This is a genomic window from Acinetobacter sp. YH12142, assembly GCF_013418435.1.
GTDB lineage: Bacteria > Pseudomonadota > Gammaproteobacteria > Pseudomonadales > Moraxellaceae > Acinetobacter > Acinetobacter amyesii.
This window is the reverse complement of the sequence record NZ_VPCB01000014.1, coordinates 1-17,903: the sequence shown is the minus strand read 5'-3', so window position 1 is coordinate 17,903 and position 17,903 is coordinate 1. Positions and strand designations below refer to the sequence as shown.

The 17,903-nt window shown below is 41.5% G+C and carries 15 protein-coding genes and 6 tRNA genes; 14 read left to right on the top strand and 7 right to left on the bottom strand.

What is annotated here, in order from left to right:
* Positions 1-6: 6 nt before the first annotated feature.
* Positions 7-1,341: a Na+/H+ antiporter NhaC family protein gene (locus FTU77_RS11510; RefSeq protein ID WP_180055839.1), complete on the bottom strand. Its 1,335-nt coding sequence runs from the start codon at positions 1,339-1,341 to the stop codon at positions 7-9.
* A gap of 363 nt (positions 1,342-1,704) precedes the next feature.
* On the opposite strand from FTU77_RS11510, the gene trpA reads away from it, so the two are divergent.
* The 4 genes from trpA to FTU77_RS11490 are packed head-to-tail and all read left to right on the top strand — an operon-like array spanning position 1,705 to position 5,691.
* On the top strand, positions 1,705-2,508 hold the full coding sequence (gene trpA, locus FTU77_RS11505; protein WP_078191221.1) for a tryptophan synthase subunit alpha: 804 nt from the start codon (positions 1,705-1,707) through the stop codon (positions 2,506-2,508).
* Positions 2,505-3,401: an acetyl-CoA carboxylase, carboxyltransferase subunit beta gene (gene accD, locus FTU77_RS11500; RefSeq protein WP_180005414.1), complete on the top strand. Its 897-nt coding sequence runs from the start codon at positions 2,505-2,507 to the stop codon at positions 3,399-3,401. The genes trpA and accD overlap by 4 nt, the downstream gene beginning before the upstream one ends.
* Positions 3,398-4,681 carry a bifunctional tetrahydrofolate synthase/dihydrofolate synthase gene (gene folC / locus FTU77_RS11495; RefSeq protein WP_180055838.1) on the top strand — a complete coding sequence of 428 codons (1,284 nt, stop codon included), beginning with the start codon at positions 3,398-3,400 and terminating at the stop codon, positions 4,679-4,681. The genes accD and folC overlap by 4 nt, the downstream gene beginning before the upstream one ends.
* On the top strand, positions 4,672-5,691 hold the full coding sequence (locus FTU77_RS11490; RefSeq protein ID WP_373683938.1) for an SPOR domain-containing protein: 1,020 nt from the start codon (positions 4,672-4,674) through the stop codon (positions 5,689-5,691). Before folC ends, FTU77_RS11490 begins: the two co-directional genes overlap by 10 nt.
* A 20-nt stretch (positions 5,692-5,711) precedes the next feature.
* Here the strand turns inward: FTU77_RS11490 and FTU77_RS11485 are convergent, their stop codons facing one another.
* The 3 genes from FTU77_RS11485 to FTU77_RS11475 form a co-directional block, all read right to left on the bottom strand.
* Positions 5,712-6,311, bottom strand: a complete 600-nt coding sequence (locus tag FTU77_RS11485) for a dual specificity protein phosphatase family protein (RefSeq protein ID WP_180055837.1) — start codon at positions 6,309-6,311, stop codon at positions 5,712-5,714.
* Positions 6,301-7,128 carry an MBL fold metallo-hydrolase gene (locus FTU77_RS11480; protein WP_180055836.1) on the bottom strand — a complete coding sequence of 276 codons (828 nt, stop codon included), beginning with the start codon at positions 7,126-7,128 and terminating at the stop codon, positions 6,301-6,303. The genes FTU77_RS11485 and FTU77_RS11480 overlap by 11 nt, the downstream gene beginning before the upstream one ends.
* 294 nt (positions 7,129-7,422) lie before the next feature.
* Positions 7,423-8,058, bottom strand: coding sequence for a peroxiredoxin (locus FTU77_RS11475; protein ID WP_078194127.1), 636 nt, complete (start codon positions 8,056-8,058; stop codon positions 7,423-7,425).
* 336 nt (positions 8,059-8,394) lie between these two features.
* On the opposite strand from FTU77_RS11475, the gene secA reads away from it, so the two are divergent.
* The 10 genes from secA (at position 8,395) to FTU77_RS11425 (ending at position 15,049) form a co-directional block, all read left to right on the top strand.
* A complete protein-coding gene (gene secA / locus FTU77_RS11470; RefSeq protein WP_180055835.1) occupies positions 8,395-11,118 on the top strand; it encodes a preprotein translocase subunit SecA in 2,724 nt (907 codons plus the stop codon).
* Between the two features lie 144 nt (positions 11,119-11,262).
* Positions 11,263-11,619 carry a hypothetical protein gene (locus tag FTU77_RS11465; RefSeq protein ID WP_180055834.1) on the top strand — a complete coding sequence of 119 codons (357 nt, stop codon included), beginning with the start codon at positions 11,263-11,265 and terminating at the stop codon, positions 11,617-11,619.
* 160 nt (positions 11,620-11,779) lie between these two features.
* Positions 11,780-13,000, top strand: coding sequence for a bifunctional glutamate N-acetyltransferase/amino-acid acetyltransferase ArgJ (gene argJ, locus FTU77_RS11460; RefSeq protein ID WP_180055833.1), 1,221 nt, complete (start codon positions 11,780-11,782; stop codon positions 12,998-13,000).
* A gap of 153 nt (positions 13,001-13,153) precedes the next feature.
* Positions 13,154-14,221 carry a quinolinate synthase NadA gene (gene nadA, locus FTU77_RS11455; RefSeq protein ID WP_078191211.1) on the top strand — a complete coding sequence of 356 codons (1,068 nt, stop codon included), beginning with the start codon at positions 13,154-13,156 and terminating at the stop codon, positions 14,219-14,221.
* A 154-nt stretch (positions 14,222-14,375) separates the two neighbouring features.
* A tRNA-Pro gene (locus tag FTU77_RS11450) sits at positions 14,376-14,452 on the top strand.
* A 45-nt stretch (positions 14,453-14,497) separates the two neighbouring features.
* Positions 14,498-14,574: transfer RNA gene (locus FTU77_RS11445), tRNA-Arg, on the top strand.
* Positions 14,575-14,618: 44 nt separating this feature from the next.
* A tRNA-His gene (locus FTU77_RS11440) sits at positions 14,619-14,694 on the top strand.
* A 3-nt stretch (positions 14,695-14,697) separates the two neighbouring features.
* Positions 14,698-14,774: transfer RNA gene (locus FTU77_RS11435), tRNA-Pro, on the top strand.
* A gap of 105 nt (positions 14,775-14,879) precedes the next feature.
* Positions 14,880-14,955: transfer RNA gene (locus FTU77_RS11430), tRNA-His, on the top strand.
* Between the two features lie 17 nt (positions 14,956-14,972).
* Positions 14,973-15,049: transfer RNA gene (locus FTU77_RS11425), tRNA-Pro, on the top strand.
* Between the two features lie 114 nt (positions 15,050-15,163).
* Here the strand turns inward: FTU77_RS11425 and FTU77_RS11420 are convergent.
* From FTU77_RS11420 to FTU77_RS11410, 3 genes are read right to left on the bottom strand one after another with little or no spacing between them, the layout of a single operon-like run.
* A complete protein-coding gene (locus FTU77_RS11420) occupies positions 15,164-15,643 on the bottom strand; it encodes an OmpA family protein (protein WP_180055832.1) in 480 nt (159 codons plus the stop codon).
* 8 nt (positions 15,644-15,651) lie between these two features.
* Positions 15,652-16,869: a diguanylate cyclase domain-containing protein gene (locus tag FTU77_RS11415; RefSeq protein ID WP_180055831.1), complete on the bottom strand. Its 1,218-nt coding sequence runs from the start codon at positions 16,867-16,869 to the stop codon at positions 15,652-15,654.
* Positions 16,866-17,366, bottom strand: a complete 501-nt coding sequence (locus FTU77_RS11410) for a YfiR family protein (RefSeq protein WP_180055830.1) — start codon at positions 17,364-17,366, stop codon at positions 16,866-16,868. Before FTU77_RS11410 ends, FTU77_RS11415 begins: the two co-directional genes overlap by 4 nt.
* Between the last annotated feature and the right edge of the window lie 537 nt (positions 17,367-17,903).

The window sequence follows — 17,903 nt, the reverse complement described above, 5'->3', positions numbered from 1 at the left end:
CCAAGCTTATGCCGCAGCTTTTAATTTTGGATAACGAAGTAAAATGGCAAGGATGGCAAAGATCGCCAAGACCCAACAGTAATACACACTACCAATCAGTTCCACAGGCGAAAGTTTTGCGATCGAACAAGCTAGTAACAGCTGTGCGCCATAAGGAATGAGACCTTGGACTACGCAAGAGAAAATATCCAAGAGCGCAGCAGCACGTTTAGGGTCTACACCATATTCTTTCGCGACTTCACGTGCCATGTCACCAGATAAAATAATTGCGACAGTGTTGTTTGCCACAAATAGGTTGGAGAAACTCACCAAGAAACTGATACCAATTTCACCCGCGCGTTCGGCACCAACTTTAAAGCAGCGTGTCATGCTGTAAATACGTTGAATCAGCCATTCTAAACCGCCTTCTTTTTGCATAATCGCAGAAATACCACCTAAGAAAATAGAAAGCAGGGCAACTTCAAACATGCCGGTAAAGCCGTCATAAATAGAATTATTTAAGCTTAAGAAGTTAAATTCAGGTTGAATGACCAACCCAATCAAACCAGATAACAAGACACCAATGGTCAGTACAGCAAGCACGTGCAAACGTGAAAAGGCCAAAATAAATACGGCTAAATACGGCAAGATCAGCCACGCATTATAAGCTTTGTGTTCAATCGCTTGTGAGCCTTGACTCATAAATAAATAAATACAAATGCTAACGATCGATGCAGGAACAGCAATCCAAACATTGACTCTAAATTTATCGCGAAGCTGAACTTTTTGACTGTTCGTTGCAGCAATGGTGGTATCTGAAATCATCGACAGATTATCACCAAACATAGCACCGCCGACCACAGCACCAATGGCATACACCACTTCAATTTCGGTGACTTGTGTAAAACCAAAGGCAATTGGTGCACAGGCTGCAATAGTGCCCATGGAGGTTCCCATCGCTGTGGCAATAAAGGCCGCAATAATAAACAGCATGGGCAGCACGAACTCAGGCGCAATCATCGATAGTCCCAACTGCACTGTTGCATCGACACTACCGATGGCACTGCTGACACTGGCAAAAGCACCAGCGAGCATAAAGACCATGAACATTAAGATCAAATTCGGGTGGCTAGCACCTTTCATAAAGGTATCAATTGCGTCATTGATCTTGCCGCGATAGAGCAAAATTGCCAATACAATTGCAGGAAGAGCAGCGACTGGGGCTTTCACTTGATAGAACGCAAACTCAGTTCCAATGATGGAATGGTAAATACCACTGCCCAAAAAAATGGTCAGAAAAACAATAAGCGGGAGCAGTGCAAATGCCCGAGCAGGCACTTTCACTTGTGAATCGGAGGACATAGGAGATAAAAAAATAAAAGTATGCGGCTAGTATAAAGCAGGTTTTGCAATTTAAGGAAAATTAAAATGTAAATGCTAAGCCTGTTATTTTTAACATTTTTTTGATGATAAAATTAAGTTAATCTAAAACCTTATAATTTTGCCAGATCCTAAAATTAGGCATCTTTGATCATTGTGAAAAAAACTGAAATATCGGTAAATGATGCTTTCGGGTTGTTCTGGAAAATTATGTTTGCATGAGAAATGCCGACTGAGGATTGTATACCCTGTTCAATGGGTAAAAAATAGCGTTACAATGCGATGTCTTGTATTTCGACAAAACCCACATCATAGTTTTGATTCATTCAAGGAAAGTATAACCCTATGTCACGTTTAGCCACTCGATTTGGAACGCTTAAATCTCAACAGCGTAAGGCCTTGGTTTCTTATGTTATGGCTGGTGACCCTCATCCACAAGTAACGGTACCTTTGTTACATCAAATGGTTGAGGCAGGTGTAGATGTGATCGAATTGGGTCTTCCATTTTCAGACCCAATGGCGGATGGTCCTGTTATTGCACTTGCCGCTGAGCGTGCGCTTGCTGCAGGAACCAATACTCTAGATGCCTTGAACATGGTGAAAGAGTTCCGTAAAAACGATACAGAAACACCAGTAGTACTGATGGGCTATTTAAACCCTGTTGAAGTAATCGGCTATGAAAAGTTTGTTGCCTATGCACATGAATGCGGTGTAGATGGCGTGCTCTTGGTGGACCTTCCACCAGAAGAAGCAAAAGATCTAGATGCAGTATTGAAAAAATACGACATGGATCAAATCTTCTTACTTGCGCCAACATCCACTGACGAACGTATTCAGCATGTGGTGAAACAAGCTAGTGGATTTATCTACTATGTTTCTTTGAAAGGTGTGACAGGTGCAGCGACTTTAGACGTTGCTGAAGCTGCGGCACGTATTCAAAAAATCAAATCGTATACTCAGGTACCTGTCGGCGTTGGCTTTGGTATCAGTGATGCAGCATCGGCGAAAGCCATGGGTGTTGCTGCGGATGCGGTGATTGTAGGTAGTGCTTTTGTTAAACAATTTGCAAACTTAGCGCCAGAACAAGCTGTAATCGAAACAGTGAATAAAGTGAAGGAGCTTCGAGCTGCGCTCGATGAGTTAGTATGAGTCAAGACGCAAAAACAGGCAAAATTCTGAGCGCATCTACGCCATGGACAGAGCGTGCGGTACCAGGTATTCATGTACCTGATGAACAGCAAGCATTAAAGGCGACATTTACTGAGCCGACGATTGAATGTCCTGAGTGTCATGCACTTGTGACTCGTACTGCGATGTCATTTAATGCCTACGTTTGTCCACAGTGTGATGAACACTTACGAATGAAAGCCCGTGATCGCTTGAACTGGTTCTTTGACCAAGTACAAAAAGAATTGGGTCAAGAATTTAAAGCCAAAGATCCACTTAAATTTGTAGATAGCAAAGCGTATCCAGACCGTATGTCTGAAGCGCAGAAAAAAACCGGTGAAACAGAAGCTTTAGTGGTGATGCAAGGAACGCTGAAAGGCATTCCAATGATTGCGACCGCTTTCGAATTTGATTTCATGGGCGGTTCAATGGGCACAGTGGTCGGTGACCGTTTTGTTCAAGCGGCTGAACTTGCGATTAAAGCTAAACAACCCCTTATTTGCTTCGCTGCCTCTGGTGGTGCGCGTATGCAAGAAGGCATGTTGTCACTCATGCAAATGGCGCGTACTTCTGCTGCCATCCAAAAAATGAAAGATGCAGGCTTGCCTTATCTAGTGGTGTTGACACATCCAGTCTATGGTGGTGTGACTGCATCATTGGCAATGCTCGGTGATGTTCATTTGGCTGAGCCGAAAGCCATGATTGGTTTTGCTGGTAAGCGTGTGATTGAGCAAACTGTACGTGAAAAATTGGAAGAACCGTTCCAACGTGCAGAATACTTGCTTGATCATGGTGTAGTCGATCAAATTGTCCACCGTCATGCATTACGTGATACAGTTTATCGTATTGTAGCGAAATTGATGAACTTGCCTTGAACACAGCACCACTTGCAACTGATTCTTTAAACACATGGCTCGATTATTGGAGCCATGTTCATGTTACGGGTATTGATTTAGGACTGGAGCGGGTAATTCCTGTTGCAGATCGATTGGGCGTAACTCAGCCTGATGCCAAAGTTCTGACGGTTGCTGGAACCAATGGGAAAGGCTCAACCACAACGACATTGGCTGCCATTTTAAATGCGCAAGGTTATAATGTGGGTTTATACCAATCACCACATATCTATCGATTCAATGAACGTGTAAAGCTTCAAGGTGTTGAAGTGGCCGACCAAACCCTGATTGATGCTTTTGTGGCCGTTGATCAGGCGCGTCGTGAATGTGAATTAAGTTTATCTTTTTTTGAAGCGACCACTTTGGCCGCTTTTGTTATTTTTAAACAGCAACATTGCGATGTATGGGTCCTCGAAGTGGGCCTTGGCGGTCGACTTGATGTGGTCAATGTCGTCGATCCAGATGTTGCAGTGATTACCAATATTGGTTTAGACCATACCGATTGGTTGGGCGACACCATTGAAAAAATTGCTTTTGAGAAAGCAGGAATTATTCGTCCAAATATTCCCGTAATTTTTGGTGGGCAGCAAGTTTTGCCTGAAGCCATTCGTCAAAAAGCAGAAGATTGCCAAGCCGCTTTACATGTACTCAATCGTGATTATTTTTATCAGTACAGTGATGACGGACAATCTTGGATGTTTGCTTCATCAGGTACAACTTTAAAACTGCCAGTGGGTTCTTTGGCACTCGAAAATATCTCTACGGCTGTAGCGGCAATATTGGCCAGTGGTTTGGTGGTCTCTCAGCAGTCGATCGCTCAGGGGATTATCAATGCCAAGTTACAAGGCCGTTTTGAAGTTAGAGAAATTGCAGGAAAAACGGTGATTTTCGATGCGGGACATAACCCGCATGGTGTTGAATTTTTGTTAAAGCAATTGCGAAATTTCCTCCAGTACAATAAACAATACACAGAAGTGATCAGCGTTTTCTCCATGCTGACTGATAAAGACATAAATTCTGTCGTTAACTTATTGAAAGATACGGTAAGAATGTGGAAAATTGCACAATTAAATGTGCCACGTGCGGCATCTATCACACAATTGGATAGCGCACTGCAGCATCAAGTCGTAGAACATTATGACAATGTGCAATTAGCTTTTAAGTCCGCGCTGGAAGAAACAAAGAATAATCAGCTGATTCTGGTATGTGGTTCATTTCATACCTTAGAAGCGGTATGGGAGTATCTGGAAGAATGTCAATGAATAACAAACAACGCTGGATGGGTGGTGTTGTTTTATTAGGTGGTGGTGTACTGCTGGCCGCACTTTTACTTAAAGGCAAAGAAGAAATACATCAAAATCAAAGCCAAACCCCTGAAATGGCTCAAGTTGAGCAACAAGGTCAGGGGGCGGGTAAAATGTCATCATTGACCGTTGATGTTGAAACTGAAAAGCGTTTGCTCGAAGAACAACGACGTACCCGTGAAAAATCGGTTGCGGAGCAAGAAGCACGTGCAGCAGAATTTTTAGCGATGCAACAACAAGCGGAAGCGGATGCAGCACGTAAAGCAGCAGAAGAATATGCGGCATTAAACGCACATCGTTCAGCTCAACAAAGTTCGGATAATATTCCGCCCGAATTGGTTGAAGATGAAAAAGCCAAGCAAAAGCGTTTAGCTGAGGATAAGTTGGCGGCTCAAAAAAAGTTAGAGACTCAGTCGGCGCAGCAAAAGGCTGATCAGGCACGTATCGCAGCAGATAAACAAAAAGCTGAAGCAAAACGTAAAGCGGATGCTCAAAAAGAAGCTGAACGTAAAGCACATGCTGAAGCTGAGAAAAAAGCTGCAGATAAGAAAGCAGCCGAAGCGAAGCAACAAGCTGAAGAAAAGCGTAAAGCCGAAGAAAAACACAAGGCAGAAGAAAAGCGTAAAGCCGAAGAAAAACACAAGGCAGAAGAAAAGCGTAAAGCAGAAGCTAAGAAAAAAGCTGAAGCTGAAAAAGCACGTGATCTGTTGGAAAATGGCGATAAGCAATGGATGGTGCAAGTTGCACTGGCTGCCAATGAAGCCAATGCAGATGCCGTCGCTGCAAAATTACGTGCAAAAGGCTATAAAGTGACGAAGAGTCCTACATCTAAAGGCATTCGTATTATGGTCGGTCCTTCGAAGGACCGTGATGCTGCGGACGCAACACGTAAAAAGATCAATTCAGATGCAAGTTTGAATATGAAATCTGCGTGGGTGATTGATTGGGTACCACTCGATAAACGCTAAGTTTATTTGAGGAATGACCTTTAATAAGATGGATTCAGTAGTTGCTGCTGAATCCATTTTACATTTTCAGGGCTGAATAAACGGTCAATATTTTTCCAAATAGGGTGGAAGCCATAGCCACCTTGTTTCATTTCACGTTTTGCTTCCTCAATGGACCAATGCTGAAAAATAATACGGTACATGGCCACACTCACGCCTGTACGGTCTGAGCCGTGGTAGCAATGGATTAATACTTTTTGCTGCTGTTGTTCAGCTTCTTTTATGGTTTTCATCACCGCCAGTAAATCTTCACGATCGATTTGCCACGTGTGTATCGGAATATGTACAAAATTAATCTTTTGCATATCAATAGCATTTTTTAAGCGTTCTGGGTCATGGTGCCGTGAACGTAAATTTATGATCACATCGATGTGCTGTTCTCGTAGAACAGGGGCGAGATCTGTATCAGGTTGTTCACTGCGAAATACTGTTGGGCTGATTTGATAAAAATTATGCTGTTGATGAACGACTTTCCCCCAATGCTGAGGACGTTCATTTAACGGTAATGGATTTGATGTCATGCAACCCGTGAAGCTGAAGCTAACACTGAGGAGGATCATTGGTAGGATTTTAGCGGTCATAGCTTGTATTCTGATAGCGAGCGAATTCGAATGGGTCATGTGCACAGATGAGATCGATGTCCGGATGCTGCGCTAACTGCTGAATCTTATGAAGGGAGTGCAGTCGCTGTGTATTGTCGGTGGCAAATAAACGCTCAAGCTGATTTAAGGCCCGCGAATGAAAATTTGGATTTAATTGATGCTGTGAGTAATAAGCATCGCCACAATATAACAACCAGCGCTGGTTATTTTTAATCGCAATACCGGCATGACCCGCGGTATGTCCCAAAAGTGGAAGCATTAAAATGTCATCTTGAAAAATGGACAGACCGGCAGTGTGTTCTAAGTTAAACCATGCTTGCGTCCCGATGCTTTCGATAAAATTCCAATAACGATGCAGTTGGAATTGCTGTGGTCGATAGCGCAGTCGTGATTTTAAGCTATGAAGGTTTTGAGTGGCATTATATTCACTGGCTAGTACATGCACGGTCGCCTGCGGAAAATCAGAGATCCCGCCAGCATGATCAAAATCTAAGTGTGACAACAAAATGTGTTGAACATCTTGAGCCTTAAAGCCTAATTTTTGAATTTGATGAATCGCACTCAGTTGCGGATTAAATTTGATCTGCGCTGTGCGTGAAATAAACCGACCTAAACGATTTTGTGGATGCAAATAATCTTGTAAGCCCAGTCCTGTATCGACTAAGACGAGCCCTTTATTGGTTTCAATGAGCAGGCAATGACAGACCAAATGTGCGCGAAAGCCTTTCTGTCCAAATAAAGGGGCACACGTTGGACAAAAACTACCACAATGTAAATGATGAATTTGATGAATCACGGTTTGTTGTTTTCAAGTTTTTCTTAGTTATAACGGAATTGTGATGTTTAACCAATCTAATCCCAGAGAGGAATTTGTAATCAAAAAAAAGCTCATCCGAAGATGAGCAGGTTGGAGAATGCCAGAACGGGCTCGTCATTCGTTCTGAGGGGAAAACTATAAGTAACTATGGTTATGATTCTGAGTTGGGTCAGGTGCTGCACTTAAAAATAGTTAAATTTGTACCTTCGCTTTGGTCACTCACAGCAGAGCTTCTTATCTTGCGCTCGGACAGCGTAATGCTCCGTTTTATCCTCACTTAGGTTGAGGCGTTAAACGAAGGTAAGGCGTAACTGCATTATATCCTTGAGGAAAGCGTTGTTTGATTTCCTCTTCATCTTTTAATGACGGCACAATCACCACATCTTCACCTTGTTGCCAGTTAGCCGGTGTTGCAACTTTATGGTTGTCTGTCAGTTGCAAAGAGTCAATGACACGTAAAATTTCATGGAAGTTACGCCCTGTAGATGCAGGATAAGTAATGATTAAACGGACTTTTTTATTGGGATCAATGATTACCAAAGAGCGAACAGTTAATGTTTCGCTGGCATTGGGGTGAATGAAATCATAAAGGGTGGACACTTTACGGTCTTTGTCTGCAATGATCGGGAAGTTGACCGTGGTATTTTGAGTATTATTAATGTCGTTAATCCAACCATGATGCGACTCAACATCATCAACAGACAGGGCAATGGCCTTGACACCACGTTTGCTAAATTCATCTTTTAGTTTTGCGGTAAATCCAAGTTCTGTGGTGCAGACTGGGGTGTAATCGGCTGGATGCGAAAATAAAATGCCCCAACTGTCACCTAAAAAGTCATAAAAATGAATGCTGCCTTCGCTTGAGTCTTGAGTAAAGTCTGGTGCAGTATCACCTAAACGAATCGTCATGGAATATCCCCGTATTTATTGAATTTGTTTAACTTGAAAATAAATATGAAGGATTTTTTTATGATTAAAAATAGTGTTTTTTCATTTCTTTATGAATATATTTCATATAAAACAGTTTTATTGGGGGATAAATGCGAAATATCTCACGACAGAGTCACTATGTTGTCTGCAGAAAATTTGTTACATTAGCTTGCCTTAAGTCTCCGGGGCTAGAACCCGAGCGCAGAATATTTAAGGGGATTTTTGTGCAAAACCCTTGTACTTCGAATTTCTAGCACCATAATAACGACTAAGAAAATATATTCATTTGACAAGCAAGATTTAGAGAGTCTATTCATGTTGGCAAGTCTGATCGGAGGAATCTTCGGTACCAAAAATGAGCGCGAACTCAAACGCATGCGTAAAATCGTAGAGAAGATTAATGCGCTCGAGCCGACGATATCTGTTCTAAGCGATGCAGACTTATCTGCAAAAACTGAAGAATTCAAAGAACGTTATAAAAAAGGCGACAGCCTTGATAAATTATTACCTGAAGCGTTTGCTGTTTGTCGTGAAGCTGCAAAGCGTGTCATGGGCATGCGTCATTATGATGTACAGCTGATTGGTGGTATTACTTTACATGAAGGTAAGATCGCAGAGATGCGTACCGGTGAAGGTAAAACCCTCATGGGAACGCTTGCTTGTTACCTCAATGCGATCAATGGTGAAGGTGTTCACGTGATTACGGTGAACGATTACTTGGCGCAACGTGATGCTGAATTAAACCGTCCATTATTCGAATTTTTAGGTTTAAGCATTGGGATTATTTACTCAATGCAAGACCCAACTGAAAAAGCTCAAGCGTATCGTGCTGACATTACTTACGGTACCAACAACGAATTCGGTTTCGATTACTTGCGTGACAACATGGTGTTTTCTGCTGCTGAGAAAAAACAGCGCAGCTTAACCTATGCCATCATCGATGAGGTCGATTCGATCCTGATTGATGAAGCGCGTACACCGTTGATCATTTCTGGTCAATCAGAAGATTCATCTCAGTTGTATGCTGCCATTAACAGCATTCCACCAAAACTTCATGCACAAAAAGAAGAGAAGGTACCAGATGGTGGTCACTTCTGGATTGACGAAAAACAGCGCTCTGTAGAAATGACCGAAGTCGGTTATGAAACTGTTGAAGCTGAATTGATTCAAATGGGCTTGCTTGCTGAAGGTGAAAGTCTATATTCATCTGCTAATTTAAACTTGGTGCACCATGTTTCTGCGGCCATTCGTGCGCATTACCTATACCAACGCAACGTGCATTACATCATCCACGAAGGTGAAGTGATCATTGTCGATGAAAACACTGGTCGTACCATGCCGGGTCGCCGTTGGTCAGAAGGTTTGCATCAAGCAGTGGAAGCAAAAGAAGGTTTGGAAATTCAACCTGAAAACCAAACTTTAGCAACTACAACATTCCAGAACTATTTCCGTCTATACAAAAAATTATCAGGGATGACGGGTACTGCAGATACTGAAGCTGCAGAGATGAAAGAAATTTATGGCTTGGATGTTGTACTTATTCCAACCCATCGCCCGATGATTCGTAATGACCAAAACGATTTAATCTATTTAAACCGTGAAGGTAAATACAACGCCATCATTCAAGAAATTCAACGTGTTCATGAAGCGGGTGTTGCACCGATCCTGATTGGTACAGCAACCATTGAAGCCTCTGAAATTTTATCAGATAAGCTGAAAGAAGCTGGTATTCAACATGAAGTACTTAATGCGAAACAACATGAGCGCGAAGCGGATATTATTGCGCAAGCGGGTTCACCTCGTGCAGTAACCATTGCGACTAACATGGCTGGTCGTGGTACTGATATTCTGTTAGGTGGTAACTGGAAAGCGTTGCTGGCGAAGATTGAAGAGCCGACTGAAGCAGATGAAGCACGTTTGAAAGCAGAGTGGGAACAAAATCATGAAATGGTGCTGAACTCTGGTGGTTTACACATCATTGGTTCAGAACGTCATGAATCTCGTCGTATCGATAACCAGTTACGTGGTCGTGCGGGCCGTCAAGGTGACCCAGGTGTGTCACGTTTCTACTTGTCGCTTGAAGATGACTTGATGCGTATCTTCGCAGGTGATCGCGTAGTTGCAATGATGCGTGCCATGGGTCTGAAAGAAGATGAAGCCATTGAGCATAAAATGGTGTCACGCTCGATTGAAAATGCACAACGTAAAGTTGAAGCACGTAACTTCGATATTCGTAAAAATTTATTGAAATACGATGACGTAAACAACGAACAACGTAAGATTATTTACTCTCAGCGTGATGAAATTCTTGTTGAACCGTCTTTACAAGATTACATCGAAACGATGATTCAGGATGTGACTAAAGGCATGATCGAAGTATATATTCCACCTGAGTCTATTCACGATCAGTGGGATATAGAAGGTCTTGAAAAGGCGCTACGTGAAGATCTATCGATTGAACTGCCAATTTCGCAGTGGTTAGAGCAAGATCGTCGTTTGGATGAAGAGGCTTTGGTTGAACGTATTACTGATGAAGTTCTTCAGCACTACCGTTCACGTCGTACGCAAATGGGTGACGAAACGGCTGCAATGCTCGAACGTCACTTTATGTTGAATTCATTGGACCGCCATTGGAAAGAGCATTTGGCAGCAATGGATTACTTACGTCAGGGGATTCATTTACGTGGTTATGCGCAGAAAAATCCTGAGCAAGAATACAAAAAAGAAGCCTTTAATTTATTTGTAAACATGCTTGCTGTGATTAAGTCCGATGTCGTGACAGATTTATCTCGTATTCATGTGCCTACAGCCGAAGAACTTGCAGAAATGGAAGCTCAAAAACAGGCTCAAGCTGAATCAATGAATCTTCAGTTGTCACACAACGACTTTGATAATTTGTTGGCTGAAGCCAATGGTAATGATGTTATCGATGCGCAATACACACCTGCAGAGCAAGTGATTGTTCCGCCAGAAAGTCGTAACTCACCGTGCCCATGTGGTTCAGGTCTAAAATATAAACAATGTCACGGTAAAATTTAAACAGCATTGTTTAATTTCAAATAAATCAGAGCCATCGCGCTCTGATTTTTTATTTACTCAGCTGATCTGACCTGAATAGTATTTGCAGTGCAGCGGATTAAATGTTATTTAGTTTCTATCAATAACCGTAAGACGGAAAAGACAATGAAAAAAGTACTAAAACCGTTCATGATTGCTGCTTTGGCTTTGCCAACTTTTACCTTTGCAAACGCTCCTCAGACGACTTCTGTAGAGAAAGTTCAACAAGCAGTTGGTCCAACAACAACTCAAGTACAGATTGGTACTGACGGTCAAGTGACTGTAGCAAGCCCGCGTACGGGTATTCGTTATACCTTTGCCAATCCAAATCGTCCAATCGTATTGCAAACTGCAAAAATTGCAGCAGCCAATGCGGCGAATGCTGACCGTATTGTGGCTGAAAACCCAGCCCTTTCTGCTGCGAGTCAACAAAAAGCGAAACAAGTGCTTCTTGATGAAGCAACTCAGCTTGCGCGTAACTAATTTACGACGAACATCGATAAAGACCAGTCGAAAGACTGGTTTTTTTATGTGCAAAAGAAATCCACAATAAAATTACAGCAAAACCGTGCTTCTGCTCGATTTTTTATAGATTTTGCACTAAGCTGTATTTTTTATAACTCATATAGTTGGACGTTGAAAAATGGCAGTTGGTGACGTATCTATGCCACAGATGCATGTGGTGAAAGGTGTAAAAATCGGTTCGGCTGAAGCATATGTGCGCTATCAGAACCGACGTGACCTTGTCATTTTTGAATTTGCTGAAGGTTCTAATGTCGCAGGCATTTTTACTCAAAATGCATTTTGTGCAGCACCGGTGCATATTTCTAAAGCGCACTTATTAGCAGGTAATCCACGTTATTTAGTGATTAACACCGGAAATGCCAATGCAGGTACTGGCAAAATCGGTATGGCAAATGCTGAAGCGACATGTGCGAAACTGGCGGAACTGGCAGGTGTTCAAAATACAGAAGTCCTTCCTTTTTCAACGGGTGTAATTGGCGAGCAATTACCTATTGATCGTTTGGTTCAAGGCTTGCAACCCGCATTAGATAGTTTACAAGAAGATGCTTGGTTGGATGCGGCAACAGGCATTATGACCACAGATACCACACCTAAAGGTGCATCTGAGCAGTTTGAGCTAGATGGGGTTCTGTATACCATGACTGGTATTTCTAAAGGTGCAGGCATGATTCGTCCAAATATGGCGACCATGTTGAGTTATGTAGCAACTGATGCACCCATTAGTCGTGAGTTAGTGCAACAACTTTTGAAAACCACAGTTAACCTGTCGTTTAACCGTATTACGGTGGATGGTGATACCTCAACGAATGACTCATGTATTTTGATTGCAACGGGTCAAGCTGGTGGCGTAGAAATTACTTCAGAAACAGATTCACGTTATGCTGCTGTTTTAGACGTGTTAACACGTGTGATGAAACGTCTTGCACAGCTCATTGTTCGTGATGGTGAAGGTGCGACGAAGTTTATTACTGTGGCGGTAGAAGGCGGTGCAGATACTCAAGAATGTTGTGATATTGCTTATAGCATTGCACATTCACCGTTGGTTAAAACTGCAATCTTCGCATCAGATCCAAACTGGGGTCGTATTTTGGCAGCAATTGGTTATGCCGGTGTGCCAAACTTAGATGTTGAAAAAATTCAGGTCTGGTTGGGTGATGTTCAAATCTGTAAAGATGGTGGCGCAGCAGCAGATTATACCGAAGCAGCAGGGGCTGCGGAGATGGAAAAATCTGAAATCACGATCCGTGTAGATTTAGGGCGTGGCAGTGCTCAAGATACTGTGTATACCTGTGATCTGTCGTATGACTATGTCAAGATTAATGCAGATTATCGTTCATAAGATATTTGATGTTTTTGAAAAGCCTCCGTTGTGAGGCTTTTTTATAAGTGGAACTTTTTAATGACCGGTAAAAAATAGCCAAGTGCCATATTTATGGGTCAGTTGTGAAGCACCTGTGTAGTAGCAGGCATTAAGGGTAGAGAAGACGTTGTGATGAATAATGCAAACAACTTAATTGCAAATGAAGCAAAATCAATTGTACAAGCGCATTTGGATCGTTTGGGCGATGTTAAAGAGCATCACTTAACGGAAGCTGCAAAGCTTGAAAAGTTTGAATTAATTAAAGCGGAACTCAAAAAACGTAACGCTGTCCTTGTTGCACACTATTACTGTGATCCTGAAGTGCAGGAACTAGCAGAACTGACCGGTGGATGCGTTTCGGATTCACTTGAAATGGCACGTTTTGGTCGGGATCATGAAGCAACAACGTTGGTGGTTGCAGGCGTGAAATTCATGGGGGAGACCTCGAAGATTTTATCTCCTGAAAAAACCGTACTGATGCCTACTCTAGAGGCAACATGCTCACTTGATTTGGGTTGTCCGGTCGATGAATTTACCAAATTTTGCGATGCACATCCGGATCATACGGTTGTGGTATATGCCAATACCTCGGCGGCAGTGAAAGCACGTGCAGATTGGGTGGTAACCTCGAGCTGTGCTGTTGAAATTGTTGAGCATTTAGATAGTTTAGGCGAAAAAATTATTTGGGCACCCGATCAGCATCTTGGTCGTTATATTCAAAAGAAAACTGGTGCAGACATGTTGCTATGGGATGGGGCATGTATTGTTCATGAAGAATTCCGTGCGCGTGGTATTGCCAATATGAAAGCGTTGTATCCTGATGCAGCAGTTTTGGTGCATCCAGAGTCACCAGAATCTGTGGTGGATATTGCAGATGCCGTCGGTAGCACCTCGCAACTGATCAAAGCTGCACAAACCTTACCGCACGAACGTTTAATCGTGGCAACAGATCGTGGTATTTTTTATAAAATGCAGCAAGCTGTACCAAATAAAATTCTCATCGAAGCACCGACGGCAGGTGAGGGAGCGACTTGTCGTTCATGTGCGCATTGCCCTTGGATGGCGATGAATGAATTGGATGGCATTCTGGAAGTTTTACAAAAAGGCGATCAGGAAATTTTTGTAGATCCGGCATTGGCTGAGCGTGCTAAATTGCCCTTAGATCGGATGTTGAATTTCAGCGCCAGTTTAAAACGTTAATTTTTGCTTGAAAAATGATTAAAGTGCTTGATAAATAATCGCTTGAAATGATTTTTTATGTTTTTTTGAAGATAGGTGTTGACGTTAATCAACGTCACGCCTAGAATGCACACCGTACCGCACGATATGCGATACAGCGAAAGCTGAGATGAAACGGAGCATAGCACAGCCTGGTAGTGCACCTGGTTTGGGACCAGGGGGTCGTAGGTTCGAATCCTACTGCTCCGACCAATTTCTCAAGGCAAAAATCGCGTGATAGTCTATGTCATCGGTAATGCGCCTGTAGCTCAGTTGGATAGAGCATCCGCCTTCTAAGCGGATGGTCACAGGTTCGAATCCTGTCAGGCGCGCCATTTTAATGGTGTTCTGATAATAGAATCTGAAACTTGTTGTGATGGTGGATGTAGCTCAGTTGGTAGAGCCCCGGATTGTGATTCCGGTTGTCGTGGGTTCGAATCCCATCATTCACCCCAATTCGGAGCATAGCACAGCCTGGTAGTGCACCTGGTTTGGGACCAGGGGGTCGTAGGTTCGAATCCTACTGCTCCGACCATTTTCTCAAGGAAAACGGTCGATAAAAGATACCGCATACAGCGGTTTTTTTATGCCTGTAATTTAAAATGAGTTATATTGGTTATTCACAAGCAAGAACATGATGGTGGATGTAGCTCAGTTGGTAGAGCCCCGGATTGTGATTCCGGTTGTCGTGGGTTCGAATCCCATCATTCACCCCAACTTTTAAAGTTGAAAGCGGAGCATAGCACAGCCTGGTAGTGCACCTGGTTTGGGACCAGGGGGTCGTAGGTTCGAATCCTACTGCTCCGACCATTTATCTCAAAAGCAATGCTATGAAAAAGATGCCGCATTTAGCGGTTTTTTTATGCCTGAAATTTATAAAAAATAAAAAAGCCACCATAAGGTGGCTTTTCTAAATTCCGCTATTTAGGGAATGATCGTGACATTTACACGACGGTTGATGGCACGATTTGTTTCGGTGTCATTAGAGACTATCGGTTGTTCAGCACCACGACCAATAATTTGAATATTTGAACTGTTATAACCTTGCTTTAAGAAGACGTTTGCGACGCTTTGCGCACGTTTTTCTGACAGTTGTTGGTTATAATTGGCTTGTCCAACATTATCCGTATGACCAATAAACTTAATTTTATTCAGGTCATATTTAATCAGTTGAGTGGCGAGTGTATTTAACTTGCCTTGTTGGTGCGGTTGAATTTGATAATCATCAAAACCAAATAAAAGACGTTCTGGTAAGGCAAGTGTCCAACCATCATTGGTTAAGACAAAACCTTCTTTTTTAAGCATGCGTGCTTGTTTGTAGCTTAAATTACCTAAACTCATGCAGGCTGTCATAGTGGCCGTGAATGCAAGTATAAATAAAACTTTAAATGCGTTCTTTAACATAGCAAATCCTATGAGTTGGGGAGTTGTGGTGCAATGCAACAATGATTATTCGAAAGTTTAGCATCATACATGGCGCGATCCGCATCTGCGATCAGATCTCCTGGTGATTTCGCATTTTGGATCAGTGCCACACCAATATTAGCTTGTAATGCAATATTATGTTGCTCATAAACAAATGTGGAACCATAGCATTCATGTATTTTGTGACAAAAGACTTCGAGTTCTGTCAAGAAATTTAAACGATTGATAATAATTGCAAATTCATCACCACCGAGTCGCGCAACGAAAGCATCATCTGGCAGTGCTTGCTTTAAACAGTGTGATGAGGCGCGCAGTACAGCATCCCCAGCTAAGTGTCCATATTGGTCATTCACATGTTTAAAGTTTTCAATATCGACAAAGAACACGGCAGCGTTCGCTTGTAAGTCAAATAGCTCAAACAGCTTTTCATAAAAATAATTGCGATTTGGTAATTGGGTTAATGCATCATGACGTGCTAGATGAATTAGCTTGTCATTTTCTGAAATTAAGTTTTTATTTGACTGTTCAATTTCACTAAGTAAACCATTAAAGGCGGTACTGAGTGCGTGTAATTCTTGAATATCAGAGTTTGAAACCCGCATTTTATAATCTTTCTTAATACTAATGGTTTGAGCTGATTCAACAATAGAGCGAACGGATTGCATTAAGTATTGATAAACAGAGTTCACCGACCAAAACACAGTAGCCAATAAAAGAATAAAACCTAAAAATAAACCCAGCAAAATTTTATGGAAGAAACTAACTAAATCTGAAGAGTTTCCATATACGATCAGTTCGCCATAACTTTTCTGATCATGATGGATATCTAAACGAATCGGTTGGCTAAAAAAGAAATAATCCAAAATCGCTTGGCTGGAAAATGTTGAAATTTCTTGTTGCTCGGCATGAACAAGCGATGCATTTTGATGGTTTGTAATTTCAATAGAGCGAATAGGATACAGTTGGGTGTATTCATTTAAAATTTGATGCATCGTTGTTTGGTCATTAAAGACCACAGCAGGTTGAACGCGTTCGTTTATCGCGTTCGATAAAATCGTTAAGCTGTTTTTTGCATATGTATGCATGGTATAGGTGGAAATCACCAAAAAAATCGCAGAACAAATCGTAAAAGTTAAAGCAAAGATGGTGAGCTGCGAACGTGTAAATAATTGGTGTAATGTAATTGGGTTATAGAGTTGTTTCATTCAGCTGACTCCGATGACTTCGCCAGTAATAAAACCCGTGGATCAATATGTATTTGTGATTGCGTTAAGCTTTCCATATTAATTTTAAACGAATAACTCTGATTTTTTTTATACAAACAAAATGCACTGCCCGACTCACACTCACTATTGTTGCTACTTAGAGAGAGGGCAGGGAAATTGACATGATTGTTTAAAATGCTCTGTTCTTCTTTTGCTGTTAGGTTGGAAAAAAATAAAACTTGGCAATGACTGGATTTGATGTCATTCACATTGATGGCTGTAATTTTATAAGTGCTGTGGGTTGGCGCAAGTTTTTTAAAATCATTGACTAAACTTGAATTATTAATTACGCAAAATTTGGGTGAAGTGGTTTCCCACTTGGCATAACTCAAAATAGAGAAAGTGGTTGTGAAAATATTTGCTGTGGGAGCTGCATATAATAAGGGGGAAATAGAGCACGCCATTATTAAATAGGCAGTTTTTTTAAAAACAACCATACGAAATCAAAAAAGTCTTAAATTAAATGGAAAGAAAATTGGGTGTATATACGTTTTATTATATGAAATAGGGCGTATATAGCCCAATAATAATACAAAAGAATGTTTATGTGTTTAAAAAAGCGACATGCGTAAAATAAATCATAAAAAAGGTGTTGCAACGAATGTGAAATACTGTAGAATGCACATCCATCGGCAGTGATGAAGATTAAAACTTCTGATAAAACAATGACTTGGTTGAATTGATTAAGTTGGGTTTTATTTGATAAGTTTAAAAATAATTTGAATTACTGGTTGACTCTTTAGAAATAAAGAGTAATATAGCCGACCTAGCTTGCTGGTGACGAACCAACAAGAAGATCATTAAGAGATTATGAAGAACAACTTGTGTGGATTTTTACTGATTGATCGATCGAAATTATTTTCATTGATTGATGGTAGAAATTACTCGAAGTTTATTTGAGCAAATTTTTGTCAGTAATTGATGAGCCAAGATTGGTACACTATATGTACTATTGATTTTAAACTGAAGAGTTT